The sequence below is a fragment of the Aetokthonos hydrillicola CCALA 1050 genome (genome assembly GCF_017591665.1).
GTDB lineage: Bacteria > Cyanobacteriota > Cyanobacteriia > Cyanobacteriales > Nostocaceae > Aetokthonos > Aetokthonos hydrillicola.
In genome coordinates this window covers 19,411-45,045 of sequence record NZ_JAAKGC010000061.1, presented here as the reverse complement: position 1 = coordinate 45,045, position 25,635 = coordinate 19,411, and the positions used below count along the sequence as shown (strand labels likewise).

General features: G+C 41.5%; 22 protein-coding genes, 1 tRNA gene, 1 pseudogene and 1 riboswitch. Of the genes and pseudogenes, 14 read left to right on the top strand and 10 right to left on the bottom strand.

Annotation, left to right across the window (positions count from 1 at the left end; all coding sequences use genetic code 11):
- Window positions 1-127: pseudogene (locus G4P69_RS39460) on the top strand (ABC transporter permease); the annotation flags it as partial.
- Window positions 128-171: 44 nt separating this feature from the next.
- Here the strand turns inward: G4P69_RS39460 and G4P69_RS24965 are convergent.
- On the bottom strand, window positions 172-1,317 hold the full coding sequence (locus G4P69_RS24965) for a ParM/StbA family protein (RefSeq protein ID WP_208351983.1): 1,146 nt from the start codon (window positions 1,315-1,317) through the stop codon (window positions 172-174).
- A 978-nt stretch (window positions 1,318-2,295) separates the two neighbouring features.
- Window positions 2,296-3,390, bottom strand: coding sequence for a Gfo/Idh/MocA family protein (locus tag G4P69_RS24960; RefSeq protein WP_208351980.1), 1,095 nt, complete (start codon window positions 3,388-3,390; stop codon window positions 2,296-2,298).
- 551 nt (window positions 3,391-3,941) lie between these two features.
- Here G4P69_RS24960 and queC point away from each other — a divergent pair.
- Entirely contained in the window at window positions 3,942-4,631 is a 690-nt protein-coding gene (queC, locus tag G4P69_RS24955; protein WP_208346615.1) for a 7-cyano-7-deazaguanine synthase QueC, read from the top strand.
- On the opposite strand, the gene G4P69_RS24950 is transcribed toward queC, so the two are convergent.
- Together G4P69_RS24950 and G4P69_RS24945 are read right to left on the bottom strand one after the other, a co-directional pair.
- Window positions 4,607-5,953, bottom strand: a complete 1,347-nt coding sequence (locus G4P69_RS24950) for a hemolysin family protein (RefSeq protein ID WP_208351977.1) — start codon at window positions 5,951-5,953, stop codon at window positions 4,607-4,609. The two genes, queC and G4P69_RS24950, sit on opposite strands and share 25 nt — an antisense overlap.
- 125 nt (window positions 5,954-6,078) lie before the next feature.
- Window positions 6,079-6,780, bottom strand: coding sequence for a hypothetical protein (locus G4P69_RS24945; protein ID WP_208351974.1), 702 nt, complete (start codon window positions 6,778-6,780; stop codon window positions 6,079-6,081).
- 313 nt (window positions 6,781-7,093) lie between these two features.
- Between G4P69_RS24945 and G4P69_RS24940 the strand changes: the two genes are divergently transcribed.
- Window positions 7,094-7,166: transfer RNA gene (locus tag G4P69_RS24940), tRNA-Met, on the top strand.
- Between the two features lie 121 nt (window positions 7,167-7,287).
- Here G4P69_RS24940 and G4P69_RS24935 read toward each other — a convergent pair.
- Window positions 7,288-7,719 (bottom strand): hypothetical protein, encoded by a 432-nt coding sequence (locus G4P69_RS24935; protein ID WP_208351985.1) that lies wholly within the window; start codon window positions 7,717-7,719, stop codon window positions 7,288-7,290.
- A gap of 101 nt (window positions 7,720-7,820) precedes the next feature.
- Here G4P69_RS24935 and pyrE point away from each other — a divergent pair, with 101 nt between their 5' ends.
- Window positions 7,821-8,441: an orotate phosphoribosyltransferase gene (pyrE, locus tag G4P69_RS24930; protein WP_208351971.1), complete on the top strand. Its 621-nt coding sequence runs from the start codon at window positions 7,821-7,823 to the stop codon at window positions 8,439-8,441.
- 127 nt (window positions 8,442-8,568) lie between these two features.
- Here pyrE and thiC read toward each other — a convergent pair whose 3' ends face one another.
- Window positions 8,569-9,945: a phosphomethylpyrimidine synthase gene (thiC, locus tag G4P69_RS24925; RefSeq protein WP_208351968.1), complete on the bottom strand. Its 1,377-nt coding sequence runs from the start codon at window positions 9,943-9,945 to the stop codon at window positions 8,569-8,571.
- Window positions 9,946-9,952: 7 nt separating this feature from the next.
- Window positions 9,953-10,049, bottom strand: a riboswitch (TPP riboswitch).
- Between the two features lie 45 nt (window positions 10,050-10,094).
- Here thiC and G4P69_RS24920 point away from each other — a divergent pair.
- The 4 genes from G4P69_RS24920 (at window position 10,095) to G4P69_RS24905 (ending at window position 15,739) form a co-directional block, all read left to right on the top strand.
- On the top strand, window positions 10,095-10,721 hold the full coding sequence (locus tag G4P69_RS24920) for a pseudouridine synthase (protein WP_208351965.1): 627 nt from the start codon (window positions 10,095-10,097) through the stop codon (window positions 10,719-10,721).
- A gap of 214 nt (window positions 10,722-10,935) precedes the next feature.
- Window positions 10,936-12,207, top strand: coding sequence for a PAS domain-containing sensor histidine kinase (locus G4P69_RS24915; RefSeq protein ID WP_390693022.1), 1,272 nt, complete (start codon window positions 10,936-10,938; stop codon window positions 12,205-12,207).
- A gap of 174 nt (window positions 12,208-12,381) precedes the next feature.
- Complete coding sequence (locus tag G4P69_RS24910) at window positions 12,382-14,391, top strand: serine/threonine phosphatase (protein WP_208351960.1); 2,010 nt, start codon at window positions 12,382-12,384, stop codon at window positions 14,389-14,391.
- Between the two features lie 127 nt (window positions 14,392-14,518).
- Window positions 14,519-15,739 carry an FHA domain-containing serine/threonine-protein kinase gene (locus G4P69_RS24905; protein WP_208351959.1) on the top strand — a complete coding sequence of 407 codons (1,221 nt, stop codon included), beginning with the start codon at window positions 14,519-14,521 and terminating at the stop codon, window positions 15,737-15,739.
- Between the two features lie 59 nt (window positions 15,740-15,798).
- On the opposite strand, the gene G4P69_RS24900 is transcribed toward G4P69_RS24905, so the two are convergent.
- A complete protein-coding gene (locus G4P69_RS24900; protein WP_208339848.1) occupies window positions 15,799-16,017 on the bottom strand; it encodes a DUF4327 family protein in 219 nt (72 codons plus the stop codon).
- Between the two features lie 465 nt (window positions 16,018-16,482).
- On the opposite strand from G4P69_RS24900, the gene G4P69_RS24895 reads away from it, so the two are divergent.
- Window positions 16,483-16,968 carry a rhodanese-like domain-containing protein gene (locus G4P69_RS24895; protein WP_208339849.1) on the top strand — a complete coding sequence of 162 codons (486 nt, stop codon included), beginning with the start codon at window positions 16,483-16,485 and terminating at the stop codon, window positions 16,966-16,968.
- 14 nt (window positions 16,969-16,982) lie between these two features.
- Window positions 16,983-17,738: a TIGR04283 family arsenosugar biosynthesis glycosyltransferase gene (locus tag G4P69_RS24890; RefSeq protein ID WP_208339850.1), complete on the top strand. Its 756-nt coding sequence runs from the start codon at window positions 16,983-16,985 to the stop codon at window positions 17,736-17,738.
- Window positions 17,739-17,745: 7 nt separating this feature from the next.
- Here the strand turns inward: G4P69_RS24890 and G4P69_RS24885 are convergent, their stop codons facing one another.
- The 3 genes from G4P69_RS24885 to G4P69_RS24875 all read right to left on the bottom strand — a co-directional run bounded on the left by G4P69_RS24885 (window position 17,746) and on the right by G4P69_RS24875 (window position 19,118).
- Entirely contained in the window at window positions 17,746-18,018 is a 273-nt protein-coding gene (locus G4P69_RS24885; RefSeq protein WP_208339851.1) for a hypothetical protein, read from the bottom strand.
- A 605-nt stretch (window positions 18,019-18,623) separates the two neighbouring features.
- Window positions 18,624-18,824: a chlorophyll a/b-binding protein gene (locus G4P69_RS24880; protein WP_208339852.1), complete on the bottom strand. Its 201-nt coding sequence runs from the start codon at window positions 18,822-18,824 to the stop codon at window positions 18,624-18,626.
- A 33-nt stretch (window positions 18,825-18,857) separates the two neighbouring features.
- Window positions 18,858-19,118: a chlorophyll a/b-binding protein gene (locus G4P69_RS24875; RefSeq protein ID WP_310833915.1), complete on the bottom strand. Its 261-nt coding sequence runs from the start codon at window positions 19,116-19,118 to the stop codon at window positions 18,858-18,860.
- Window positions 19,119-19,644: 526 nt separating this feature from the next.
- Here G4P69_RS24875 and G4P69_RS24870 point away from each other — a divergent pair.
- The 4 genes from G4P69_RS24870 to G4P69_RS24855 all read left to right on the top strand — a co-directional run bounded on the left by G4P69_RS24870 (window position 19,645) and on the right by G4P69_RS24855 (window position 25,568).
- On the top strand, window positions 19,645-22,737 hold the full coding sequence (locus G4P69_RS24870) for an MFS transporter (RefSeq protein WP_208339854.1): 3,093 nt from the start codon (window positions 19,645-19,647) through the stop codon (window positions 22,735-22,737).
- 203 nt (window positions 22,738-22,940) lie between these two features.
- Window positions 22,941-23,963, top strand: coding sequence for an Npun_R2821/Npun_R2822 family protein (locus G4P69_RS24865; RefSeq protein ID WP_208339855.1), 1,023 nt, complete (start codon window positions 22,941-22,943; stop codon window positions 23,961-23,963).
- A gap of 44 nt (window positions 23,964-24,007) precedes the next feature.
- Window positions 24,008-24,664, top strand: a complete 657-nt coding sequence (gene tmk, locus G4P69_RS24860) for a dTMP kinase (RefSeq protein ID WP_208339856.1) — start codon at window positions 24,008-24,010, stop codon at window positions 24,662-24,664.
- Window positions 24,651-25,568 carry a DNA polymerase III subunit delta' gene (locus G4P69_RS24855; RefSeq protein ID WP_208339857.1) on the top strand — a complete coding sequence of 306 codons (918 nt, stop codon included), beginning with the start codon at window positions 24,651-24,653 and terminating at the stop codon, window positions 25,566-25,568. The genes tmk and G4P69_RS24855 overlap by 14 nt, the downstream gene beginning before the upstream one ends.
- The last annotated feature ends 67 nt before the right edge of the window (window positions 25,569-25,635 follow it).

Below are 25,635 nucleotides of genomic sequence, written 5' to 3'. Positions count from 1 at the left end.
TATTTATCCCGCTTCATCAATTCCACCGCAGTGGCGGAACTTGGTGTTTTGGTTGAATCCTTTGACAGCAGTTGTTGAGGTTTATCGTGACCTACTTTTAGTTGGAGAAGTTCATCACTGGGGAGAAAGTAACGGATTTAACTACCTTTTTTGACCATTGGAACATTAGTTTTAAGGCCTACGAGCAGAGGATAACTGTGCCTCTCCATAAATATACTGCCCTAAAGCATTAGCCTGCCGTGATGGAGCCGCTAAATGGGCATTAATTTTTGCTTCTTTTAGCAAGCGTTGAACGTCTTCCCAGAAAAATTCTCCACCACCTCCGGTGAGAATCACATCAGTAACACGCTCCGGTAGCCATGCTAGCACACGGCTACAAATTTCACGAGAAAACATTTCTATCAGGTTGGGCAGAAAATCGTCTAAATTGGTAGGTTTACTTGCACCTCTAGGACGGTAGAAGCGCTCGCCTTTAGGTTTGTTAACAGCAGAAATCAGAGACAGCGATTGACTGTCTGCTCCTTCAACTTCAGCTGCAACGAGTTCGTAAAACTTGCTCATTCCAAAATCTTCGCTCTTAGAAGCACCTCGGGCGAAGCGGAAATTATCAATCATTAAACAATCAGTGGTTTGGTGCCCAATATCTACAATTGCTACGGATACTTTAGTAAAATCAGGAATTGTAGCACCTTTCTTAGGTTGAGCTTCACACCAAAGTAAGCTACCATAGCCTTCTGGCATCACCCAAACCTTAGTAACATTCAGTGAGACAGATTCGCCACGAAAGTTCATCACATGAGGACCACTCACCTGACTAATCATTTGTGCTTTTTCTCGTTCAAATTGCTCTTGGGAATGGTAGGGTAGTCCAAGCACAACTGAGATTTCATCTTTGAGTTTGAAATAGCCAGCACACGATAAAACTTTAACCAGCGCATCTTCAACCTTAGATTGACCGACTCCTAGATCTGCACCAAAGTCGGCTGCCAATTGACCAACAGCATAGCCTTTGCCTTGATACTCTAGCCACAGATCCATCAACGGGTCTGTAGCACGAGTTTCAAAAACACCTCCTCGTACCTGTTCCATTGTCATTTGCTTGACATTAGCAGAGGCAAACACTACATTATTAGGCTCACGGCTAACACAAGTCTTTGTGGAAGTTCTACCTAAATCAACACTGAGAATCTTTTTTCCAGTGGTAGTGCTGACATTTGGTGTAACAGGGTTAGCATTGATTGGAGTAGATGCCGACACTCTATTCATTGGTATAGCAGCAGCATTCATTGGGGTCGCTGCGGAAGGTTGGTCTGTCATGAAAGCTCCTAGTATTTACTTAGCTTTAACCTTTATATTTTTCCACTACCGCCTTGGGGCTACTCAACCCGGTGTACCGTTGTGCTGTACTTTCAATGGGACAATTACCATTTCAAGTTTTTCGCCCTATACGCATAATGGTTTTGCTCCAAAGAGCCTTCCCAAAAGGGAGTGATGTTAGCCTTGTCAAAGTTACTGGTCGGTACTTTCCAAACAACACTGGCTTAACCCGATAAGCCTGTTTAGCCATTTGGTTCTAGAGCTACAGACTGGCGAATGTATCTGTAGGTAGGAGCTTAAACGCTTACCAGTAACGTAGTGCGCGAAACACTTAGACGGGTCAGCTATCCCTAAAGGGGAGGCACGTACCCCTTCTCCTTACGGAGACGCTGCGCGAACGGGGAAGTAAACTACGCGTTAGGGTCTCCCCTTGGGAGAAGCCCCGTCCTTCAGGTCGGGGTGCTGACGGTCATCTTACAAAAATGCGTATATCAGTAATTATCGGTAAGGACACCTAAGCTAGATATCTACTTACAATTACTGAATACATCAGTTAGAGCTAAGCTACATTAGGCTCCTGTGTAAAAGCAAGAGTAGCAAAGCAAAGTTTCTGCCAGATTTTAGCGCAGGAAACGCTTGTTGTTACATAAAAATGTTTATTTTTGTCTATTCTATAAAGGTTAAGAATTTTTCCTCTTCATACTGCTTTTTGCTGCTTGCACCCTGTTAGGTAGGGAACAGGACGTTCTTAAATAAAGAACATTCATGAACCACCCATCCAGAATTATAGGATACAACCACTTTACATAAGTTATGAAACAAATATTTGAGACAATTAAACCCTAGTTAGGTTAGTGAAATTTCCCTGGAAGATCAAATGCTTCAAGCGGGGAAACCTCACTTGAAGCATTAGCTCACAGGTAGCACTTTCGACTAAGAGTCGCGATAAATTTTAGATTTTGACTTGATCTTCCCTTTTTAAACTGTAGGAGTTAGTGATTGCACTCTTGGTTCAGACTGCCAATCTAATGGACTCCAAACCCTGTTGTCTTCTATAGACATCTGCTCAATTAAACTTGCCAAACGTAAAGCTTTCAGAGCTTGTTCACCACCCACTGAAGGTTGATTACCACCACGCACACAGTTAACGAAATGCTCCAGTTCTGCCCCCAGTTTATCAGTGTTATTTGTATAAACTTTTTCAATTATCCCATCCTGCCTGTAGAGTGCTTGACGGTAATCTGTCACAGGATTGCTAGCGGTATGTCGGTGAATTAAAATTTCATTCTTGAGAAAATCTGACTCAGTGAATGAGTTTTTGCAATGAGCAGCAATACGGCGGATTTTACAATGAGTGACTTTGCTGGCTGTTAAGGTAGCGACGATACCATTAGCAAAGCCTAAGGTAGCAGTCACATAATCTAAATAACCAGAGTCTAAAGCACGACTACCGCTAGCGGTTAGTTTCTCTACTGGGGAACCAGCTAATTCCAATAGTAGGTCAATGTCATGAATCATTAAGTCTAGCACAACAGAGACATCGTTTGCTCGGTCTGAGTAGGGACTCATCCGATGGGCTTCGAGTGCCAAAATTTGCTCAGTTTTCAGCACTTTGCTTAATTCTTGAAATGCTGGACTAAATCTTTCAATGTGACCTACTTGCAGGATACACTGCGACTCAGCAGCAGCATTTACTAGAGATTCTGCCTCTGAAATACTTGCAGCAATAGGCTTTTCAATCAAAACATGAATACCTGCCAAAAGACATGTAATTCCGACAGCGAAATGCAAGCGGGTAGGGACGGCAATGCAAACCGCGTCTACGTAGGGCAATAGGTCACAGTAGTCTTCAAAAAAACGTATTTTATATCTACTAGCGGTTTCTATCCCTCTTTCTCTATTTATATCTGCTACACCGACCAGTTCAACGTCTTTCATTGAACTCAGTACACGGGCATGATGTTGTCCCATGTTACCGACTCCGATTACGCCTATGCGGATCGGTCGTAGTTGGTTGCGATGTCCATGACCATTTTGTTCTCCTACTGACATGCTGCTGTTTTGCACTCTCATTCTCTCCTCAACCACCAAATCTAGAGACGCTAAGTCTTTGGCTTTGATACTGAGATAGCCACCGACAAATCGTCTAAAACCATCCAGATGGTAACATAGAGGTTCTATTTATGAAGAATTTCAAAGTTAGTTATGAGTTCCCACCACGTAGATCTGTTTTGTCTATTTAATTCTCCTCGAATTTGCTGTTACGGTTTATACAAAAAAACGAAGGTTTTTTTATCAATCGGAAAACTCAGTATGGGATTTAGACGTAATGGTACTAGAATTGGCATTTAATTAAAATTAATAAGTTTTTTGTCGATGACATCATAACAGGGCATTTCGATGTAAGAAAAAATTATAAGGGTGTAGAGTGAGCGGAAAAAACCTTGTTTTGTATGATACCCAAACCTTAACCAGCTTGTTACAATATTTTAAATCTATTTGTCGACATAACTTAAAGTAGCACTACCCACAGATTGTAAGTTTTTATCTTACAACTGTTGGCGTGTTGCTAATTAATTGTAAAGCCGTCCTAGAATGACGGGGTTTCAAACCCAATTTTTCTGATGAAAGCTGTAATTTTATTGTCTGGGGGATTAGACTCTTCCACAGTTCTTTATCAAGCGATCGCGGATGGCTATGAATGTTACGCCATTTCTTTTAATTATCAGCAAAGACACCAACGAGAATTAAAGTCAGCATCGGCGATCGCGACTGCGGCTCGGGTTGTTCAACATCAGGTGGTAGAATTCGATCTACGTTTATGGGGTGGTTCTGCTCTCACGGATAAAACTATTGATTTACCTCAAGAGCGTTCCTTAGACCAAATGTCTCAAAACATCCCTATCACTTATGTACCAGCCCGTAATACCATATTTCTAAGCTTTGCTCTTGCCTACGCTGAAGCCGTTTTTGCCGAGCGTGTCTTCATCGGTGTCAATGCCCTAGATTATTCTGGTTACCCTGATTGTCGTCCTGACTACATTGACGCAATGCAAGAAGTTTTTCGGTTAGGCACAAAACAGGGTAGAGAAGGACAACCTATTACCATTCTCACCCCCTTAATTCACTTAAAAAAGACCGAAATCATCGAGTTAGGGAATCGACTGGGCGTTCCCTGGGAGCTGACTTGGTCTTGCTATACAGGTGACGAACTAGCTTGCGGCGTCTGTGATTCTTGTCGCTTACGTCTAGCTGCTTTTGCTCAACTAGGATTAGCTGATCCGCTTCCTTATTCTTCCAATCGTCTTATTTGAATTTGGTGTAAGCGTGGTCCGATAACCGATACCACAAGGAATTCAATATTTTGATAGTAGAAGGTTTCCCCAAGATCAGGGATTTTTTGCAGTTGGTAAAGCACAAAGCCCCCCAATGTTTGGTATTCCTTGTTTAAGGCTAAATTTAGATCTAACACCTCATTGAGGTATTCCAGGTTTATTTGGGCTTGGACTAGAAATGTTTGCTCATCCAAAATTTGAATCAGTAAATCATCAGCGTTTCCCGATTCACCTAAATCACCGATGATTTGGGCTATCACATCTTGGATAGTAACTAGTCCTACAGTAGCGCCAAATTCATCTACCACCATCACCATACCTGGCTTTTGTTGCAGTATGATTGGCAATAGTTCATTTAACGGTGTGTGTTCGGGTACAAATTGCGCAGAACGCATCCAAGGCTGGATTTCATTGCTTAAAGTTAGTTTTTCCATAGCCAAAGGTTCGGCTAGGTCTTGAAAGTAAATAATGCCACGAATATCGTCTAAAGATTCTCCAATCATTGGGTAACAAGAATGAGATGTAGTTGCAACTTCCTTAAGGAAAGTTTGTAAGGACGTGCTAATAGGCAAGGCTATAATGCTAGTACGAGGAACCATTATGGCTTGGACCGTCACATCCCCAAACTCAAATATGTTTTGTAGCAGCTCTCGTTCTCCCGCTTGAAATCCAGTAGATTCAACTTCTCTAGAAATAATAAGTTGCAACTCTTCGGGAGTTACAGGTGGTCTCCAACCTTGACCTGTGTATTCAATACCAAATAGTCGTAGTAGCCAGCGCGTTGATTGGTTGAGAATCCAGATAAATGGGCTGAAAAATCGGACGATCGCTCTTACTGAGGGTCCCAAAAATCTCGATAGCTGTTCTGAATACAGCATAGCTACCGACTTCGGACATAGTTCACCTAAGACGATTTGAAGATAAGCAATTAAAACAAAAGTTATTGGAATAGATAAGGAATGAGCTATAAACAGACTCATTCTAGAGGGTAAAGGCACAGCCCTTAACCACGAATTAACTAGCACAGAAATTGTACTCTCTCCAATCCACCCCAAAGCCAAACTAGAGAGGGTAATACCCAACTGGGTTGTAGACAGTAGTCGGTCAATACTACGTTGAAGCATCTCCACCGCAACGGCTTGACTGTCACCAGCTTCGACTAGTTGGTGAATGCGCGATCGCCGTACTGTCACCATTGAAAATTCTGCCGTCACAAAAAAGGCATTGATAGAAATCAGCAATAGTACCGATAACAATCGTAGCCCCACATCTGTCCAACTTAAGCAAGGATTACCACTCACCGTAAAAGATCGTGTAAAAATTGTTAGTAGTTGGTTTGATTGTTAAAAATTAATCATAACCCTTCTGAGGAGCCAATACTTACTCTCAAGTAGGATAAGACTAACCACTAACTACTAACCACTGACTACTTTTCTATAGGAATATTTAATACTTCCAAACGGAGTTTTTGAGCGGGATAGTCAGTCAAGGCGAGTGAGATTTTTTTCACGTCATCAAGCAAAGCCGTAGGAATACTGACTGTCCCAGAAAATAATGGACCATTTCCAGGTAATTCTGCTGGTAAACCATCTGCACTAGCACTGAGTGTTCGTCCTTTGTCGTCAGTGACATCCAAAAAACTATACAGAAAGTGTACAGATTCAGATCCTTTGTTCTGCATTTTTACTTTCAACAGCAAAGAACCGCTAGAAAAGCGAGCAGATTGTACAGAAAAGGTAACCCCCCCATTCTGTGCGGAGATTGGAAACCCAAGCTGAGGTTTTTCTTCAGCCGCTTCTTGGGGTTTTTTATCTTGTTGTTTATCGGAACTACTGTTGTCCTCGTCTTCGTCCTCGAGCTTTTTTGATTTAGCGGCCTTGGTCTTGCCCTCAATCCGTGATTTAACAAGTTTTATAATCTCATCCTCTTTTAATAACGTTAGCCCTCCATGTTGCTGACTATTTGCCTTACTGGTGGCAAATTTAGTGGTCGGACGAGCATCTGGTGCTGTAACACCTTTGAGTGCTTTGCTTCCAATATCAAATCCCAAAAAAGCACTCACAGAACCAGCACCCAACATCAGGGTTAACAAACTCAGCGTTAGAAGTACAGTAGAATTTAGTTTCATGTGCTATGAGAAATCTCTTGTAGTGAACGTACCCACTCACCCAATGGACCTGTAGTTCGCTTAAAACGTCGTTCCAGAATTTTCATTTCTTCGTTTTGAAATTCTTATACTCAAATCTTTTCCATCCATAAGTATCGCCAATGGCGGCACACATGCTATTATAGCCTTCCATACAAAATGTATAGATTCTTGAGTCCACCAAAATTGCTGAACTCATGCTATAATGACAACCATCTGATAAGCTAATTAATGCTAAGATCAGTTAGTATGGTTAAGTAACTCACTTACACCAGATCAAAACCTAATAAAATAAGCGCCTTTGGCCGATTGGGGAGGCAGCGAACTCATAATTCGCCTTCAGACTGGTTCGATTCCAGTAGGGCGCACTCTTAACAGTTATCAGTGAACAGTTATCAGTAATCAAGGCTTATGGTGGGAGGCTTAAACCCTAAGATAAACACCTTATTCTTGACTGATAACTGATAATTGATAAGTGATAACTGTTTACTACCTAGGTGGTAAAGTTTCAAAGCGAAATTCGGTACCCGTCTGAAGTTTAGTGGGATTCAGACGAGGAGACATCAGCAATGATGTGTTATAGGGATTTGGTAAATCTGGAGTCCGAATATAGGGATCGTTGTTAGCCTGTTGGGTTAAAGCATCACGATAAACAGTGTTAACTAACTCGGCATCTCGTGCGATTTCATTTTCTGGGAAGGAGTTCTTGAACAAAGAACCAGGTCCAAACATTAAGTCTATGTGACGCTTGAAAGTCTGATTTCCGTAGAAGTTAGGGTCATTTTTAAAAAAAGCTCTTTCAAAGACGTCATTTGGGCTCTCATAACCAGATGTTGCTGTTTGAGCTCTAGCAGCACCAGAAAAATTTATACTAGCAAATAGTACTAATAAACCACAAAGGGTTTTGAAATTTAAACCAATCATGATAATTCCTCTATTTTTAAGCGAATCTTAACTTATGCTTGATTTGAGAACTTTTGTAAGTTCAACCATTGGTTTAACATAAATTTTTGTGTATTGTAATGACTTACCAAGCCCAAACCCTTACTAACTCAGATTCCTGGGCTGCTACTGCCGATCTGAGTACCGTACGTCAAAAATTATTGGATTTATTTTGTCAACTGGCATATCAAGAGGGTGATTTTGTCCTCTCTTCAGGGCAGCGTAGCTCGTATTACATTAACGGTAAACATGTCACACTTCACCCTTTGGGTGCTTTAGCAGTTGGTCGCATTTTGTTATCTTTACTACCATCTGGTACTGAAGCTGTAGCTGGCTTAACGCTAGGGGCAGATCCAATTGTCAGTGCTGTGAGTGTAGTATCTGCCTATGAAAATAAACCAATTGCCGCACTGATTATTCGGAAAGAAGCTAAAGGTTACGGGACAAAGGCATATATCGAAGGTCCCAAACTGCCAGACGGAGCAAAAGTTGTGGTTGTTGAAGATACTATCACCACCGGACAATCTGCAATGAAAGCCGTTGAACGCTTAAAAGAAGCGGGTTATACCGTAAACCAAGTTATTTCACTAGTAGATAGACAGCAAGGTGCAGCACAGTTCTATCAATCAGTCGGATTAAACTTTGAAGCAGTATTTACAATACCAGAACTTGAAAAGCGGTATCGGGAATTAGGGGATTAACAGTTATCAGTTATCAGTTATCAGTTATCAGCCAAGAATCTTGTGTTTATAGGAACGCGAAACACCCCGACCTACACCTTGATCACTGATAACTGTTTACTGTTCACTGATAACCCCTGCTCCCTCTCTAACTTGTTACGGCTTCTTTATCTTTTGCCAAGAACTTTTCTAGTTCGGTCAATGCATCAGCATCAACTTTTGTTTGCATTGGGCAAAACTTAGGACCGCACATCGAGCAAAACTCAGCAGTTTTATAAATATCTGCTGGGAGGGTTTCATCGTGATATTCTCTAGCTCTTTCAGGATCGAGTGCTAATTCAAACTGACGGTTCCAGTCAAAGTTATAACGGGCATGAGACATTTGATCATCCCGCTCTCTTGCTCCTGGACGATGTCTAGCAATATCCGCAGCGTGAGCAGCTATTTTGTAAGCAATCAAACCATTGCGTACATCTTCAGCGTTGGGCAATCCTAAATGTTCTTTCGGTGTGACATAACATAGCATAGCGGTACCATACCACCCAGCTAAGGCTGCTCCAATGGCTGAGGTGATGTGGTCATAACCGGGAGCAATATCTGTTACCAACGGTCCTAGCACGTAGAAAGGTGCTTCAGAACACTCTTCCATTTGCTTTCTGACGTTAAACTCGATTTGATCCATTGGTACGTGTCCTGGACCTTCTACCATTACCTGTACGTCGTGTTCCCACGCTTTACGAGTCAATTGTCCTAGGGTTTTTAGTTCGCTTAATTGTGCAGCATCAGAAGCATCGTGAGTACAACCAGGACGCAGCGAATCACCTAAACTGAAGGAAACATCGTATTTCTTAAAAATTTCGATGATATCTTGAAAGTGTGTATAAAGCGGGTTTTGCTTGTGATGATGCAACATCCATCTTGCTAAAATTCCGCCACCACGAGACACAATCCCAGTAATGCGACCCCTTACCAAAGGCAAATGCTCAATCAAAATTCCAGCATGGATTGTCATGTAATCCACGCCTTGCTCCGCGTGTTTGGAAATTACATGCAGAAAGTCATCTGGTGTTAGTCTTTCTATGTTGCCGTGGACACCTTCTAAAGCTTGGTATACGGGTACAGTCCCAATTGGAACAGGTGAAGCTTTGATAATAGCAGTACGAATTTGGTCTAAATTCCCCCCACCAGTAGAGAGATCCATGACAGTATCAGCACCGTACTTCACCGCCAGTTGAAGTTTTGCAACTTCTTCGTCTAAGTTAGAAGAGTTGGGAGAGGCACCGATATTAGCATTCACCTTACACTTGGAAGCAATGCCAATACACATTGGTTCCAAATTAGTGTGATTGATGTTAGCAGGGATAATCATTCTTCCCCGCGCTACTTCTTGTTGAATTAACTCACAGGGAAGATTTTCACGTTGGGCAACGTAACGCATTTCTTCGGTGATGATACCCTGACGAGCGTAGTACATTTGGGTAACATTGCTTTGCCCACGTCGCAGAGAAACCCATTGTGTCCGCATATTTGATTCCCTCAATAAACAGCTTCCCTCCGCCGGTATTACCCGGACTCAGGTGTTAAGGGTGTAATCTCAGCCTGTTGTGACAGGCACCCCTAGCATGAGACTAATCTTACCACTTTAATTAAGGGTTGAAACAAAAAACTCAACTTATGGCACATCAATACCGGTATATTATCTTTTATAAACCTTATGGCGTTCTGAGTCAGTTTACCAAAGATACTCCCACTCGTAGCACCCTGAAGGATTATCTATCTATTTCTGATATATATCCTGTAGGGCGTTTGGATTGGGACAGTGAAGGCTTACTGCTGTTGACAAACAACGGGCAGTTGCAGCATCGCCTTTCTCATCCAAAGTTTAAACACGAGCGTACTTACTTGGTACAAGTTGAGAGGATTCCTGATGCAGAAGCTTTAGCTAAGCTACAAGCAGGTGTGCAAATTCAAGATTACCGGACTCGACCTGCAAAGGTAAGGTTATTAACGGAAGAACCGTTACTTCCTGAGCGCGATCCGCCTATTAGATTTCGTAAAAATGTCCCAACAGCTTGGCTAGAAATGACTTTAACCGAAGGTAAAAATCGTCAAGTGCGCCGAATGACCGCGTCTGTAGGATTTCCAACATTGCGATTAGTCAGGGTAAGTATAGCCCACTTACAATTAGATGGCTTACAACCTGGTCAATGGCGCAATCTTAACCCCAGTGAACTGGCATTGTTGGAAAGAGGAAGTAGGAAACAGGGATCTCTTAGTAGGGGAGCTCTTGAGCAGAGGTGAAATCCTCTATGCCCCATGCCCTATGCCCCATGCCCCATGCCCCATGCCCTATGCCCTTTTTTTTCGACAATTTTCCGAAAAAGCATTATAATACTCTTCTTTTAAGATTATTTCCTCCTAACACCGGCTCTTGGGTGCAAGTTTAAGTTTTATGAGCAGCAATCAGCAGTCAAGCTCGCATTACACCTGCCAAGATAGAGATACAATATCGACAATGCCCACAAATCTCGAATTTGTGTGTGATCGATCTTCAGAGTTAGAACTTTGTATACAAACCCTACGTCGTACCCAAGAACAACTTTGGTTCTATCGTACAATGTATGAAAATATACCTTGCGTATATTTTAGCTTAGACGCAAATGGGTCAATTTTGTCTGTAAACCCATTTGGGGCAGAGTATCTTGGTTATGCTCCTGAAGAATTGATACAAAAACCCATTTTTCAATTGTTGGCATCAAAAGATCAGCAAAAGTTAGCTAATGCGTTGATAGGACTATTAACTGAAACACCTCTAGAGGTATTGACTAGTTGGGAATTTCAGTTGGCTTGCCCTACCAATAAAATCCAGTGGGTAAAAGTTGTGGCACGGGTAATATTACCTGATAGAGAAAAAAATCCAATAATTATGATGGTTTGGGAGGACATCACTGCCTACAAACAGGCTGAAGACTCTCAGGCTCTTGCTGATGCAGAAGCTGCTCTTACACAAAGCCAACAGATGGTGCAAGCACACATAGATGAGACTAATAGTCTAAACCGGCTTAAAGAAGAATTTCTAAGTACTGTTTCCCATGAATTACGGACGCCACTGACCAATATGAAAATGGCAATCCAGATGTTGGGCATCTCACTGAATCAAAATCACAACTTTTTCGCAGAAATGGCAAAGCCGCAAACGGAGTTTTATAAAGCGGCTCGCTACTTCCAGATCTTAACTAATGAATGCGATCGCGAGATCAACTTGATCAACAATTTCCTAGACTTACAGCGCCTAGATACAAGCAATAAGCCGCTTGTCTTGGAAACGATTCGAGTCCAGGAGTGGGTTGAACAAGTGATAGCATTATTTAACGCGCGCAACCACAACTGCTGTGATCATAAGCTACAACTAGATATAGCACCTAATCTACCTCCGCTTATTTGTGATCCATTTAGTTTAGAACGTATATTAATAGAGTTACTTACCAATGCGTGTAAATTTAGTCCTACGGGTGAAACAATTACTATTAGTGCCGAATTAGAAGCTAATAACCTTCAATTAACAGTGACCAACTTTGGTGTTGAAATTCCATCTCATGAATTACCACGTATTTTCGAGAAGTTTTATCGCATTCCTAGTAATGATCCTAAAAAGCAGGGTGGCACGGGTTTAGGACTAGCACTAGTACAAAAACTGATTAAGCATTTAGGAGGAACAATTCAGGTTGGAAGTCAATGTAACTTTACATACTTTACTATTGAATTACCATTGTTAATAGACTTGTGAATATCAGAAGTTTTTAGTTAAAATAAGTAAAAATTAAGACTAGCCGCCACAAAAATTAACATTTGAAATTATTATCATTCGTAAGTTTACTATAGAAAGAAGTGCTGCCTGTTAGGGAACCTTGGCTCTTAGTGGCTATAAGCACTTTGGAACGGGAATTAAGGAACTTCCACAATGCTGATTTGCCCCCATTGTAAATTTGAAAACCCCAATAGCAACAAATTTTGTCAAAACTGTGGCACTTCCCTGACCCATAAGGTCTGTCCCAAATGCGCCGCTGAAGTAGCTCTAAATACACAATATTGTTACAATTGCGGCGCGGAGTGCGGAACCGTTTGGTTGGCGATTATTGCCAAAAACGTGGTTGACACAACACAAAAAGAGGAAATAGAACAACTCGAGCAAGGCATAGGTTTCGTTCTCCCTGCTCTCGCCAGTAGCCTTAAGTCGGAACAACCGCAGACGACGCTGGCTCTCCTCAATCTCTCTGCTGGCTCTTATCTGGATCCTCAACAGCGTTATCAACTCCTAGAATCTTTACCAAGGGAAGAGGACATTGGCACTGAAGTTGAGGTGAGTGTAAGAGTTTTAGACTGTCAGCCGTATGAAGTATCACCACTAAGTGCAATCCTAGAAAATCAGCAAAAGGGATTAGCCACAACATCACTGGATACAGATGGAATAAGCGACCTCGCTAAGCGGTATATTGCCCTGCAATCTCACCACAATCTCGGTATACCAACAATTCATGATGCATGGCAACATCAAGATATCCAGGTAGTCTTAATCGAAGACCGCTCAAATTGGCAGCATTTATTGGAGCTATGGCGACAAGATACAACGAGTTCTTTACAAATCGTACATTGCTTCTATCAAATGACCCAACTTTGGGGATTACTAGAAACAATAAATTGTCGGCAAAGTCTTTTAGAGTGGTCAAATCTGAGATTAGATGAAGATCAAGCAGTTGCACTACAACGTCTGTATGCGGAACCCCAAAGCACACAGATAGCAAAGGATTTATACTCCATAACAAATCAATCTCTACAAGAAGGAGAAACACAAACAGCCAGTACACAAGACCAGCCTTTCTCAATAAAAACTTTAGGGCGAGTTTGGCAGACCCTATTTAAGCAGTCTCAACGCACTCAGTTTGGCTCGATATTACAGTTATTAGGGGATATAGAATTAGGTAAGTTTAACACACTAAAAGAGTTGCAAGTCTGCTTGCAAGCGATCGCTGTTGAACTTGAAGAGAATTCCACACCAGTGGACAACAGCAGTGCATCACCCACAATTTTACAATTAGATGAAAAGGAAGAAAGCGCATCCAAGAGCGATGACGTGTCAACTGTTGTTTTACCAATGCAGTTAGTTAGTTTAGAAAATGCAGGACTAACTAATGTAGGGCGTCAACGGGATCATAACGAAGACTACTTTGGTATTGAAACCGAAATTAACAAGGTAGAACTGCCCAACAATCGTACTATACAGGCACGCGGTTTATATATCCTGTGTGATGGGATGGGTGGACACGCAGGTGGTGAGGTAGCGAGTGCCTTAGCAGTGGATAGCCTGAGACAATACTTTAAAAATCATTGGGTTTCTAACCAACTACCAACCGAAGATCAGATCCGTGAGGCAGTACGCCAAGCAAACAGAGCCATCTACGATATGAATCAACAAGATGCTCGCTCTGGTTTGGGGCGTATGGGTACAACCCTAATTATACTCTTAATTCAAGGAACTCAGGTGGCCGTGGCTCACGTAGGAGATAGCCGCCTTTATCGCTTAACTCGGAAGAAGGAACTCGAGCAAATCACAACAGATCATGAAGTGGGTCAACGAGAAATTTCCCGAGGGATCGAGCCTAACGTTGCCTACTCTCGCCCAGATGCATACCAACTTACCCAAGCTTTAGGACCTCGCGATGAAAACTTTATCGCTCCTGACGTTCAATTTTTGGAGATCGATGAAGATACACTTTTCTTGCTTGCTTCAGACGGATTATCAGATAATGAGCTATTGGAAAGTCATTGGAGAACTCACTTACAACCCCTCTTAAATTCTGGTACAAGTCTGGAAAATGGTGTTAGCGATTTAATTGATTTAGCAAACAATTACAATGGTCATGACAATATTACTGCCGTAGTCATTAGGGCAAAAGTACGCCCTAGCTTATAAATGGGCATGGGGCACCCCTGCGGGGAAGTCAAAAGTCAAAAGTCAAAAGTCAAAATTGCTCCCTGCCCCCTGCTCCCTACTCCCTGCTCCCTACTCCCTGCTCCCTGCTCTTTCCCCCTACTCCTTTATGGTGACGCTAACCTTGTTAGAACCGCAAAAGAAGACTGCCCTTAAAGAGTGGTCTTTTAAAGATCAATCCGTCATTCGGATTGGCCGAGCAGGTGATAATGACATAGTTTTAAACGATAGTTTAGTTTCTCGACATCATTTAGAAATTACTAAAATTAGCTCTGGTCACAATGGTGTGACTTGGCGAGTTATTAGTCAAGGTACAAATGGCACTTTTCTAAACGGAACTTTGGTCGCAGGTGATAACCTGTTGCCAGACAACGCGGTGCTGCAACTGGCAAAGGGAGGTCCGATCCTAAAATTCCAAGTGGAGCAGCCAACAACACAGACAAAGGAGCCTGTAACTTCACCTTATAGTTGCACCCATGAAGGTAATTCACCTAACAATTTATTTTGTATTCGCTGCGGGCAACCTATCTCAGTGAAACAGATAATTCGCCACTATCAGGTGTTAAAAATCTTGGGACAAGGAGGTATGGGTACCACCTATTTAGCTTGGGATGGTACGGGAAGCATTACCGGCTCTCCACAACTATTGGTGTTGAAGCAAATGAATGCGGATATGGCGAAAATTGCCAAGGCGCAAGAATTATTTGAACGGGAAGCCCACACTCTTAAATCTCTGAATTATCCTGGAATTCCTAGATATTACGACTTCTTCGTGGAAGGTGGGAAAAAATATTTGGCGATGGAACTAGTCCACGGACAAGATTTAGAAAAGCTTATTTATTTAAAGGGCCCAGTAACCCCAAATGACGCGATCGCTTGGATGATCCAAACGTGTGACATCTTAAACTATCTCCATAGCCAAAACCCTCCACTTATTCACCGCGATATCAAACCCGCCAATTTAATGGTGCGAAATGCTGATAATCACATAGTCGTATTAGATTTTGGTGCTGTTAAGGAAATTGGTACAACACCTGGAACCCGTATTGGTGCAGATGGTTACTGTGCTCCTGAGCAGGAGCGAGGTCAACCATTAACTCAATCAGATTTGTATGCTATTGGACCAACATTAATATTTCTTCTCACCGGCGAACACCCTATCAGGTATTATCGCCAGCGAGGACGAAATTTTAGATTTGATGTCAGTAGTATTCCAACAATCACTCCTGAGTTAAGGGTAGTGATTGACCGTGCCACAGAACAAATGCCACGAGACCGTTACCAAACGGCTAAAGAGTTGGCAACAGCATTAGCAGAATGTAAAGCTTAGGAGCCTTTTGATTGGTTAGTCGTTAGTTGTCTAACAAAACAACCAACAAAAAACAATTTCTAATCCTCATCCCAAGCTTCTACTGCCAACAGTTCGCTAACCGGGTCTTGCATACTGAAGCCGAAGTCTAGCAGTTCCTTTTTCCAGTGCTGCCAGTCATTGCCGTAAAGCAAAGCGATCTTCCAAATGCTATCGGTTGGCTTGATAATTTGTGAATCTATGAGCGATTGCACGTTTCGCTGCAATTTCACCATTGGGTGAATCACTTTCTGAGTCATAAGCTCAATTAAATTCTGATTTGGTTTAGTAAATGCTTAATCAAAACTGCTTTCCGTTGTTGTGGAATTATTGCCTATGCGTAGAGTCCTATACTTTGGCTAAGCTAGTCTTAACTTCTTAACTATACCATAGCTTTCTCTACTGTGTCCCTTAAAATTCGGTTTTGTACGGTAATCACCACCAAACAACTTAAAAGTCGTTGCTTTGTTAACATTGTAGACGCATAGTGGCACAAAAATAACCATTTGTGCAGTTTTAGGAGACTTGCACTCATTTTATTTTTTCACCAAAAGTCGATGTAATGTTTTACAAATGAATCTACCACAGGTTCTTAGTACGTTTTTGATTAACGCTAAACTCTGCGATTTCCGAGGAACACTAAACTTATCATCAAACAATATAAAAAGTATAGCAGGATTATTAAAATTTTTATGAAAATTTAACTATTGTTATGAATAAAGAAAATGGTGCGATTAATTGGACTAGCTCTCATCCGTTCTGTTGCTCTTAGCTTCGTAACACTCGTCATAAAGGTTAAGTTCCCCAGAGTCCGCCAGATTACGACTAAAGAATTTGCTCAGTGGTTAGAACAAAAAACCAAACCACAACCACTTTTGCTCGACGCACGGACTCAGGTGGAGTACAACGTTAGTCATTTAAAAGCAGCCCAGCGAATTGACCCAACAGAGCCTAATTTATCTCAATGCTTAACCGTTGCGAAAGAGACTCCTATTGTTGTATACTGTTCGGTAGGCTATAGAAGTGCTAGAGTTGCCGAGCAAATTCAAATACAGGGCTTTTCCAGGGTCTTTAACTTGAGTGGTGGCATCTTCCAGTGGGCGAATGAAAAACGGCCAGTTTTTAAAGACGACCATTCAGCAAAACTTATACATCCCTACAATGCAACGTGGGCTAAACTGCTGAGATCTGATGCGGTAATGGGACAATAGGGTGCAAAAATTTTATGCCTTGTGTTTCGATTATTATTCCGACTTTGAATGAGGCGGTTGTTTTGGATCGCACGTTGCGTCAATTAACTATACTTGACCCACCAGCAGGCGAGGTTATAGTCGTTGATGGCGGTAGCGAAGACCAAACAATCGAAGTAGCAAAGCGCGTCTGTGAGTTATTTGCTCGAGGAATAAAGCTGCAAGTTCTCAGTTGTCCTAAGCGCGGGCGTTCCATTCAAATGAACTACGCTGCTAGAGCTGCAACTGGAGACATTCTTTGCCTACTTCATGCAGACACTTGGGTGCCAGATGATTTGATTGCAGTGATTGAGCAAACCTTAGCAGAACCAGCCATTGCCTGCGGAGGTTTTATTTCTTTAATGGTAGGTTCTCGAAGTACTCGTTGGGGCATCTCCCTACATAATTATCTCAAAACTTACTATGCCCCACTCATGTTTAAGCCTCACATGTTTTTGAGGGGCTTACGTTTGTTATTTGGCGATCAGGTAATGTTCTGTCGTAGAAATGACTTTTGGGACTGCGGAGGTTTTAATGAGGAGCTACCAATTATGGAAGATGGGGATTTATGCCTTAGACTGTTTACAAAAGGACGAATTTACCTCGTAAAACGCGTTGTTCAAAGCTCTGATCGCCGCGTAGCACGTTGGGGTAGTTGGAAAGCAACTGCCATCTATTTTTACATTGGTTTTTTATGGGGGATTGGCGTTAACACAACTTATCTCAAAAAATTTTATGAAGACATTAGGTAGTGGCAAGTTATAAACTCATAACTAAAAAGCAAGCAATTAAAATTGCCGTCAGAATCAAGGCCATAGTAACCACGTGTTCAAATTTTTGGCTAAAAATTCCTACAACGACAAGGACACCTAATACGACGAATACAGAGCCCACGTAAACCGAGGTTTCCCAACCTTTGGCAATTAACGGATCATCTTTGACCTTACTCTCCGAAGGTTGCTCTGTTCGTAAAGTCTCTGGGTTAGGTAATGGCCCTGTGGCGATGAATAATGTTTGTGAATAAACAGTCATTACGAAGAATTAATTTTCCTTAGCACTCCATTATATAACATCAAGCCCATCGGGTTCTACTTTCTTCTGGTGAAAGTCCTGCTTTATAGGGCGTTTATCGTGATACCAACTTGAAGAATCAGTAAGTCGGGGGGAAAAATTCAATTTTAATAAAAATTTATACCATCTATAATCTCTGCTTAACCATTAGGTATAAATATCAAAAAATCTCGTTATTAGAGTATATTTCACCGTAATAATACTGCTATTTTCAAGAGAAACATCGTTCTCTTCTTGTTGGCATCACTTGTTGCTAACCCAAGCGCCAATGCCGAAGTTAAGCTGATTGCGACAGGCAGCATTGCTCAAGGAGCATGATGAAGAGTAGCAGGTAATCTCATGACATATCCGGGCAATTAATTATAATTCCCGGCTCACTGCTAGATTTCCCATTATTAATTACAAATTATTTGCAAGCACATAATCGTTAGTACTGACGAGCATCACTAAATACGTAAAATGTAATCGGAATATAAGCAGCTGAACACTGACGATTTCAATACAGATCACTCATCATGTTCCGAAACTTTAAATAGAGGCGTACAATGCTACGCCTCTACAAAGAATTATGCGACCAAGTGCAGTGCGTTGCGCAGTACACTATAACCGGCTAAATCCCAAAGTAAATAAGCCAAGAAGCCAATCATCGCTAAGCGACCATTCCAAAGTTCTGCTTGAGGATTGAAGCCGAAAATAAATGCGTTACGATCAACGCCGTTATAAGCTTTAGCTACTGGTGGTAAATCGGCAGAAGGACGAGTTTCCATTTTATTTATCTCCAAAATTATCTCTTTTCACTCTTAGTGGCCGATTAAGTGCAGCACGTCACGTAGGACACTGTAACCAGCTAAATCCCAAAGTAAATAAGCTAAGAAACCAATCATTGCCAAGCGACCATTCCAAAGTTCTGCTTGGGGATTGAAGCCAAAGATAAATGCATTGCGATCAATACCGTTGTATTCTGTGGCAACTGGGGGTAGACCTGTAGAAGGAGGAGTTTGCGGAGTTGGCATGTTTCTATCCTGTTTCGTATTCTTTAGTTTGTTGCTCTTTCTAAACACAGCGTAACAATTCGTAATCAAGCTTTTTTCTATCTATAGGCACAACGTATAACCATGTCTTGTGGATGATCTTCTGTGACTGCTTTTATCTCAATAAATCCACCTAGAGATTGTGAAAAAAAATCATCAAGTAAAATAGGCTCACATATTTTATCTTTGACAAGAAATTATGCGTAATATACTCTTCGTGGTTTAAAAGAAAAGATCAAAGCTTTAGGAAGGCTTGCCCAGAAATAACTCAACACCTCTCGACTCTTTAAACTTACCATCAATAGATTAAAAAACGTGACTAATATGTTGTAGAACTACTCTTCTGAGATAGGTTGTTAATACAACAGTTAGGGCAGTTACAAATCAAATTAAGTCGATAAATTTCTATCCTTCTGTATAAGGAAGCTTCAAACTTTGGAGGGATGCTGAAAGCACCTAACTTCCTGGATTCTTAAGGCTTAAGAGTTGAGCTTTTCGACAGATACAAGAATTATTTTTTATTCGCATTAAGGAAAGTTTAGAGGAAGGAAATAGGATGCTTCAGAGCGATTATATAGTTCTAGGACTTTATAAATGGTTATCTTGGGTGGCACAAACTCCAACGATAGATATTACGCCTTCAGGACCGCGCTTATTTATTACCATAATCTCAGGTGTGATTCTGGCTTTTGCCATCCAATTAGTTTTAACTAACCTTTCAGTTGCTGGTGGTATTAGTTATTTGGGACATCAACCTGACTCAGATTCAGGTGATCATAACGGGGGAGGAAGTTTCGGGGGTACACTACGCAAAATAAGCGTGTTAGTGGGGATGTGGACAGTCATTACTGTGACGATCGCTCTTACCATTGCTTCTTTTCTAGCAGTAAAACTCAGCCTCCCGATCTTAAGTTGGTTAACGGGTGCAGTTCTAGGCCTAGTCATATGGGGTGCGTACTTCCTACTATTAGTGTGGGTGAGTTCGACAGCCGTAGGATCTTTTATTGGCTCAATAGTTAACACGGCGACATCAGGTTTTCAGGCGCTGATGGGAACAGCAACAGCAGCTTTGGGTGCTAAAGCTGTAAGCCAACAAGTTGTAGCAACTGCTGAAGCAGCAGCATCCGCAGTCAGTCGTGAATTAGGAAGTGCAATTGATCCTGGCAGAATCCGCGATAACGTTGAGGACTACATAGAAATGTTACGTCCTCCTGAGCTAGATATATCAAGAATGAGGAGTGAATTTGAAAAGTTACTAAATGATCCGCAGCTAAAGGAGATTGCTGGAAGTTCCGATCTACGTAATATAGATCGCCAAAAGTTTGTCGAATTAGTTAGCAGTCGTACAGACCTTTCAAAGCGGGATATTAACCGCATTACTGACACATTATATGGGGTCTGGCAGCAGGTTGTGAATCAGCAACAACCACTACAAGACCATTTTGGAGAGTTGATTGACTATCTTAAATCACTACAACCAGGAAAAACCAGAGTAGATGAACTCAGCAGGAAAATTGATCAACTAATTGCACAGATAAATTCTCAAAAACAGCCTGATCAAAAACCAGCCCCAGGTGGAGTTCAGCAAACCTTGCAACAGTCAATTTCAGCACTAACTGGTATAGTGTTAGGACGGGCTGATTTGTCAGACTTAGACGTAGAAAAAATCTTGGGTGTTCTGTCTAGTGCGAAAAATAAAGCTGTAGACACAGTATCCTCTCTACAACCTGCCTCATCACAAACCTATAGCCCGATTCGCATCGATGTAGAAAATTACTTACATACTACATACGCTTGGCAATTGAATCAAGCAAGAATCTCTGAAGAGTTTCGTGATGTTATTTACGATCCAGCCGCCGCTCCTGGAACAGTGCGACGGGAGTTAGAACAACTTTCTCGAAACGATTTCGTTAATATTCTTCAGCAACGAGGTTTGCTAACACAAAGAGAAATTCAACGTGTGGCAGATCAATTAGAAGCCGTCCGTAAAGAAGTGCTGATCACAGTCACAGCAGAAGAAGAACGAGAAATTTCACAAGACTTACAGCGTCGTATAGAAAGTTATCTACTGGTGAATACGAAGTCAGATTTGACACCAGAAGGAATTGCGCATAGTTTTAAACCTTTATTGGAAGATCCAGAAGCAGATTACGAAACTATGTCTCGGCGCTTATCCCTGCTTAATCGCCAAGAACTGAGAGAGACGTTACTAGAGCGTAATGATATCTACCCAGACGAAGCAGATAGAATTCTTGATGAGTTAGAAAAACAGAAGGATAAAGTTTTAGTTGAATCTAAAGGACTAGCAGAACAAGCAAAATATCAAGCTGAAACCCTGTGGCTGAATTTAGAGTCGTATCTACGCAACACTGGTAAGGAAGAATTAAATCCCGACACTATCCGCGCCGAACTTAAAACTCTCCTGAAAGATCCACAAGCTGGAGTAGCTGCGATTAGAACACACTTGTCTCGGTTTGATCGTGATACCCTAGTACAATTACTGAGCCAGCGTCAAGATTTGAGTGAAGAACAAGTCAATCAAATTCTTGATGCTGTTGAACACTCATGGTACAGCATTCGCCACGTACCACAGGTTGTGGCGGATAAAGCTAAAGATCAATACGATTCTGTGACAACCACAATTGCCGATTATTTACGTAATACAGGTAAAACAGAACTAAACCCCGAAGGTATTCAAAGGGATATTGCCAGATTGTTTGACAACCCAAAAGAGGGTGCTTTAGCTCTAAGCCATCGTTTGTCTCAAGTTGATCGCGATACGTTGGTGAAGCTTTTGAGCCAACGTCAGGATTTGAGCGAAGAGCAAGTTAATGAAATAATTAACTCTGTACAAACTTCAATTCGGAACACTGTTCGTGCGCCTCGTCGTTTAGCCGTTAGGACGCAACAGAGGCTACAAACTTTCCAAGATTATCTGCAAGAGTATCTACGGCAGACGGGAAAGGAAGAATTGAACCCTGAAGGTATTAAGCGTGACTTGCAGCTATTGTTACATGATCCTCGAACTGGGGTGGAAAGTTTGGGCGATCGCCTTTCCCATTTTGATCGTTCTACGATTATCGCCTTACTCAAAATCCGCGAGGATATGACAGAAGAGGAAGCCGCAAGGATCGCAGATAATATTGTATCGGTACGCGAGCAATTTGTAGACCAAGTGCGGGCTATTCAACGACGGATTCAAGATGTAGTTGAAGGAGTTTTTGCTCGTATCCGCAATTACCTTAATTCCCTAGATCGTCCAGAACTTAATTATGATGGCATCAAGCGTGATGTTCGCCAGCTATTTGACGATCCACACGCCGGGTTTGACGCTCTGCGCGATCGCCTTTCTGCTTTTAACCGTGATACCTTGGTTGCTATCATGAGTTCTCGCGAAGATATCTCTGAAGCAGACGCTAACCGAATTATTGATCAAATTGAGCGATCACGAAATAGCGTCTTACAGCGTGCAGAACGTATTCAACAAGAAGCTCAGCGACGCCTAGAAGAAGTGAAGATTCAAGCACAGCGCCAAGCTGAAGAAACCAGAAAAACAGCTGCATCAGCGGCTTGGTGGTTGTTTACGACGGCGATCGTCTCAGCAATATTCGCAGCATTTGGAGGAGCAATGGCTGTAGTTATTGTGTAAGCTTAAAAGTTTTTTCTCTTGGTTACTTGTTGTCTAGCCTCTTAGTCTCTAAGAGGCTTTTTTTTGCATTAAAAACTAGCTATAAGCCTTTCAAGTGGTTTGAACATTTCTCGTAATACTCGGCTTTAAGAGTAAATTGTTACTTTCTCTAAAATCTGGGGAACTATATAACTATAAAAATCTATCCGTTAAAGAGATTTAAGATGAAGTCTTTCGGTATTTATACGCTTGCTAATGACATAGTTTATGATCAATTAGTAGCATTACTGAATAGTATTGAGGTAAATATTAGTCCAGATATTCCCGTTTGTATTATTCCCTATGATGAACAACTGAAGCAGGTAAAGCAGGAAATAGCTGTTAGAAACAATGTAACACTTTATGACAATTGGGAATCAATTCAGCGTTGGGAAAATTTTGCCCATAAAGTATGGGCTCTACATCCAGATGCTAAACAATTAAGGTTCTTTCACAATTGGTGGTCTACAGGACATTTGCAGCGTAAAATGTGTGTTTTTGACGGAGATTTTGATAAGTTTGTCTTTTGCGATGCTGACACATTAGTAATGAAATCGTTTAGTAATATATTCGATAAACTGAACCAGTATGAGTTTATTTTTGATGACTGGGTACATACTAAACCTCGCAACAAAGTATCATTAAATATAGAGTTATTAGAAAATAATGGTCTTTTTTATGAAAAAGATATACGTCCCAGACTACACAGTTCTGATTTTTTTGCTTCTAAAGGAGGTTTATTTAATGCCAAAGATTTAAAAAAATTTCAAGATGAACTTATGAAAAATAAAGAAGTAGAATGGATAACTAACTGGTGGGATGACGCTCATTTATTTAATTATTTAACTTTTAAGTCTAATCTTCCTTTATTCAATTTTACACTCAGTCCTAACGGACAAGAAAGAACTGGTAATTGCGCAAACGCTGATCCTTTCATTAATATTGATAACATACTTTATAATAAAGATGGATTAAAGCCTATTCATCGTATTCATTACATGGAGTACCCAGCGATCAGCTTCACTCGTTTATGTGCAGGTGAAGATGTAGATATTTGTTATCAAGACGTATTTTTACACTACCGGTTTCTCAAACATCCAGAGCAAAAACCTATTGCACTAAAGCGTCCTAGCCCATTAGTAACTATGAGCAGAACTTTAGGAAAAATCGAAAGAAAAATTAAAAGAACTGTATTTGCCGCGCAGTGATATAGTTAGAGTCTATCAGTCACCTGCAGCAAAGTTGAAACAGCATGAGTAGAGGCAAATTTATCGTATTTGAAGGTGTGGAGGGTTGCGGCAAAACTAGTCAAATACAGCTTACTCAAGCGTGGCTTAGAAATGTTACCAGCAAAGCTGTACTTGTAACACGTGAACCGGGGGGAACAGAGCTAGGGCTAGATTTACGACGCTTGTTATTAGAAGTAGGAAAAAACCAAATCGCTGAAGTAACGGAATTACTGCTATATGCTGCTGATAGAGCGCAACACGTAGCACAAGAACTTAAGCCGAATTTAGAATCGGGTACGTTTATTTTGTGCGATCGCTACACTGACTCAACCATTGCTTACCAAGGTTATGGTCGTCAACTGGATATAAATTTAATTAACCAGTTAAATTCTATTGCGACAGGAGGCTTAGAAAGCGATTTAACTTTATGGTTGGATCTTGATGTAGAGATAGGGCTTGCCCGTAAACAGGGAAGTGGTGTAGTAGCTGATCGTTTGGAAAAAGAAACAATAGCTTTTCATCACCGTGTACAAGAAGGATATTCTAAACTTCATGCTTCTTATCCTGATCGCATTGTGCGCGTAGATGCAAGCCTAAGTCAAGAAGCCGTGCAAGAACAAATTCGGGCAATTTTGCGCGATCGCCTCGTGAGTTGGGGATTTCTCAATGGACGAGTTTAAACCACTGATAGGACAAGAACAAGCAGTAAATTTACTAACTCAAGCTGTTAAAACAAACCGAATAGCTCCAGCATATCTGTTTGTTGGACCTGAAGGTGTAGGAAGGGGTTTAGCAGCGGGTTGCTTTGTACAATTGCTTTTTAGTTCCAGCCAAAATCGTGTGCTTCAAGGTAATCACCCAGATTTATTATGGGTACAGCCAACCTATCTACACCAAGGACAACGACTGACGCCAACTGAAGCAGCAGAAAAAGGACTTAAGCGGAAAGCACCACCTGTAATTCGGCTGGATCAAATTCGGGAAATTACTGAGTTTCTTGGTCGCTTTCCATTAGTAGCGTCGAGGAATGTAGTCGTATTAGAGCAAGCAGAAACCATGGCGGAAGCAGCCGCTAATGCTTTGCTCAAGACTTTAGAAGAACCAGGACAGGCAACACTAATTTTAATTGCTCCGTCGCTGGAATCTATCCTGCCTACTTTGGTATCACGCTGTCAACGAATTCCTTTTTATCGCTTAAATACAGCAGCGATGACTCAGGTATTGAGAGAAACAGGACACGAGGAAATTTTGCAGCACCCGGCGGTGTTAAGCCTTGCATCCGGTAGTCCAGGGCAAGCGATCGCCTATTACAAACAAATGCAAGCCGTTCCCCCTGAGCTACTAAAAGCTGTTACAAAAGTACCTTCATCTTACCGCGAGGCTTTAGAAGTAGCTAAACAAATTGATAAAGCGATCGATACAGAAGCTCAATTATGGTTAGTCGATTATCTCCAACAATTTTACTGGCATCAGTCACATCAACCAAACATCATCAATCGATTAGAACAAGCTCGCAAATCCCTACTTTGCTACGCACAGCCACGCCTTGTTTGGGAATGCACTTTTTTGTCTTTTTGTCAATAGGTATTGGGCATGGGGCATGGGGCATTGGGGTTTTAGACTAAGACTAATTCCTGCTCCTCTGCTCCCT

What these genes read in the sequence shown, in the direction of transcription:
- G4P69_RS24870 (WP_208339854.1), top strand. Translation starts at nt 19,645, where the DNA reads ATGCTTCAGAGCGATTATATAGTTCTAGGACTTTATAAATGGTTATCT.
- G4P69_RS24855 (WP_208339857.1), top strand. Translation starts at nt 24,651, where the DNA reads ATGGACGAGTTTAAACCACTGATAGGACAAGAACAAGCAGTAAATTTA.
- thiC (WP_208351968.1), bottom strand. Translation starts at nt 9,945, where the DNA reads ATGCGGACACAATGGGTTTCTCTGCGACGTGGGCAAAGCAATGTTACC.
- queC (WP_208346615.1), top strand. Translation starts at nt 3,942, where the DNA reads ATGAAAGCTGTAATTTTATTGTCTGGGGGATTAGACTCTTCCACAGTT.
- tmk (WP_208339856.1), top strand. Translation starts at nt 24,008, where the DNA reads ATGAGTAGAGGCAAATTTATCGTATTTGAAGGTGTGGAGGGTTGCGGC.
- G4P69_RS24880 (WP_208339852.1), bottom strand. Translation starts at nt 18,824, where the DNA reads ATGGAAACTCGTCCTTCTGCCGATTTACCACCAGTAGCTAAAGCTTAT.
- pyrE (WP_208351971.1), top strand. Translation starts at nt 7,821, where the DNA reads ATGACTTACCAAGCCCAAACCCTTACTAACTCAGATTCCTGGGCTGCT.
- G4P69_RS24890 (WP_208339850.1), top strand. Translation starts at nt 16,983, where the DNA reads ATGCCTTGTGTTTCGATTATTATTCCGACTTTGAATGAGGCGGTTGTT.
- G4P69_RS24885 (WP_208339851.1), bottom strand. Translation starts at nt 18,018, where the DNA reads ATGACTGTTTATTCACAAACATTATTCATCGCCACAGGGCCATTACCT.
- G4P69_RS24905 (WP_208351959.1), top strand. Translation starts at nt 14,519, where the DNA reads ATGGTGACGCTAACCTTGTTAGAACCGCAAAAGAAGACTGCCCTTAAA.
- G4P69_RS24965 (WP_208351983.1), bottom strand. Translation starts at nt 1,317, where the DNA reads ATGACAGACCAACCTTCCGCAGCGACCCCAATGAATGCTGCTGCTATA.
- G4P69_RS24865 (WP_208339855.1), top strand. Translation starts at nt 22,941, where the DNA reads ATGAAGTCTTTCGGTATTTATACGCTTGCTAATGACATAGTTTATGAT.
- G4P69_RS24960 (WP_208351980.1), bottom strand. Translation starts at nt 3,390, where the DNA reads ATGAGAGTGCAAAACAGCAGCATGTCAGTAGGAGAACAAAATGGTCAT.
- G4P69_RS24895 (WP_208339849.1), top strand. Translation starts at nt 16,483, where the DNA reads ATGGTGCGATTAATTGGACTAGCTCTCATCCGTTCTGTTGCTCTTAGC.
- G4P69_RS24920 (WP_208351965.1), top strand. Translation starts at nt 10,095, where the DNA reads ATGGCACATCAATACCGGTATATTATCTTTTATAAACCTTATGGCGTT.
- G4P69_RS24945 (WP_208351974.1), bottom strand. Translation starts at nt 6,780, where the DNA reads ATGAAACTAAATTCTACTGTACTTCTAACGCTGAGTTTGTTAACCCTG.
- G4P69_RS24915 (WP_390693022.1), top strand. Translation starts at nt 10,936, where the DNA reads ATGCCCACAAATCTCGAATTTGTGTGTGATCGATCTTCAGAGTTAGAA.
- G4P69_RS24910 (WP_208351960.1), top strand. Translation starts at nt 12,382, where the DNA reads ATGCTGATTTGCCCCCATTGTAAATTTGAAAACCCCAATAGCAACAAA.
- G4P69_RS24900 (WP_208339848.1), bottom strand. Translation starts at nt 16,017, where the DNA reads ATGACTCAGAAAGTGATTCACCCAATGGTGAAATTGCAGCGAAACGTG.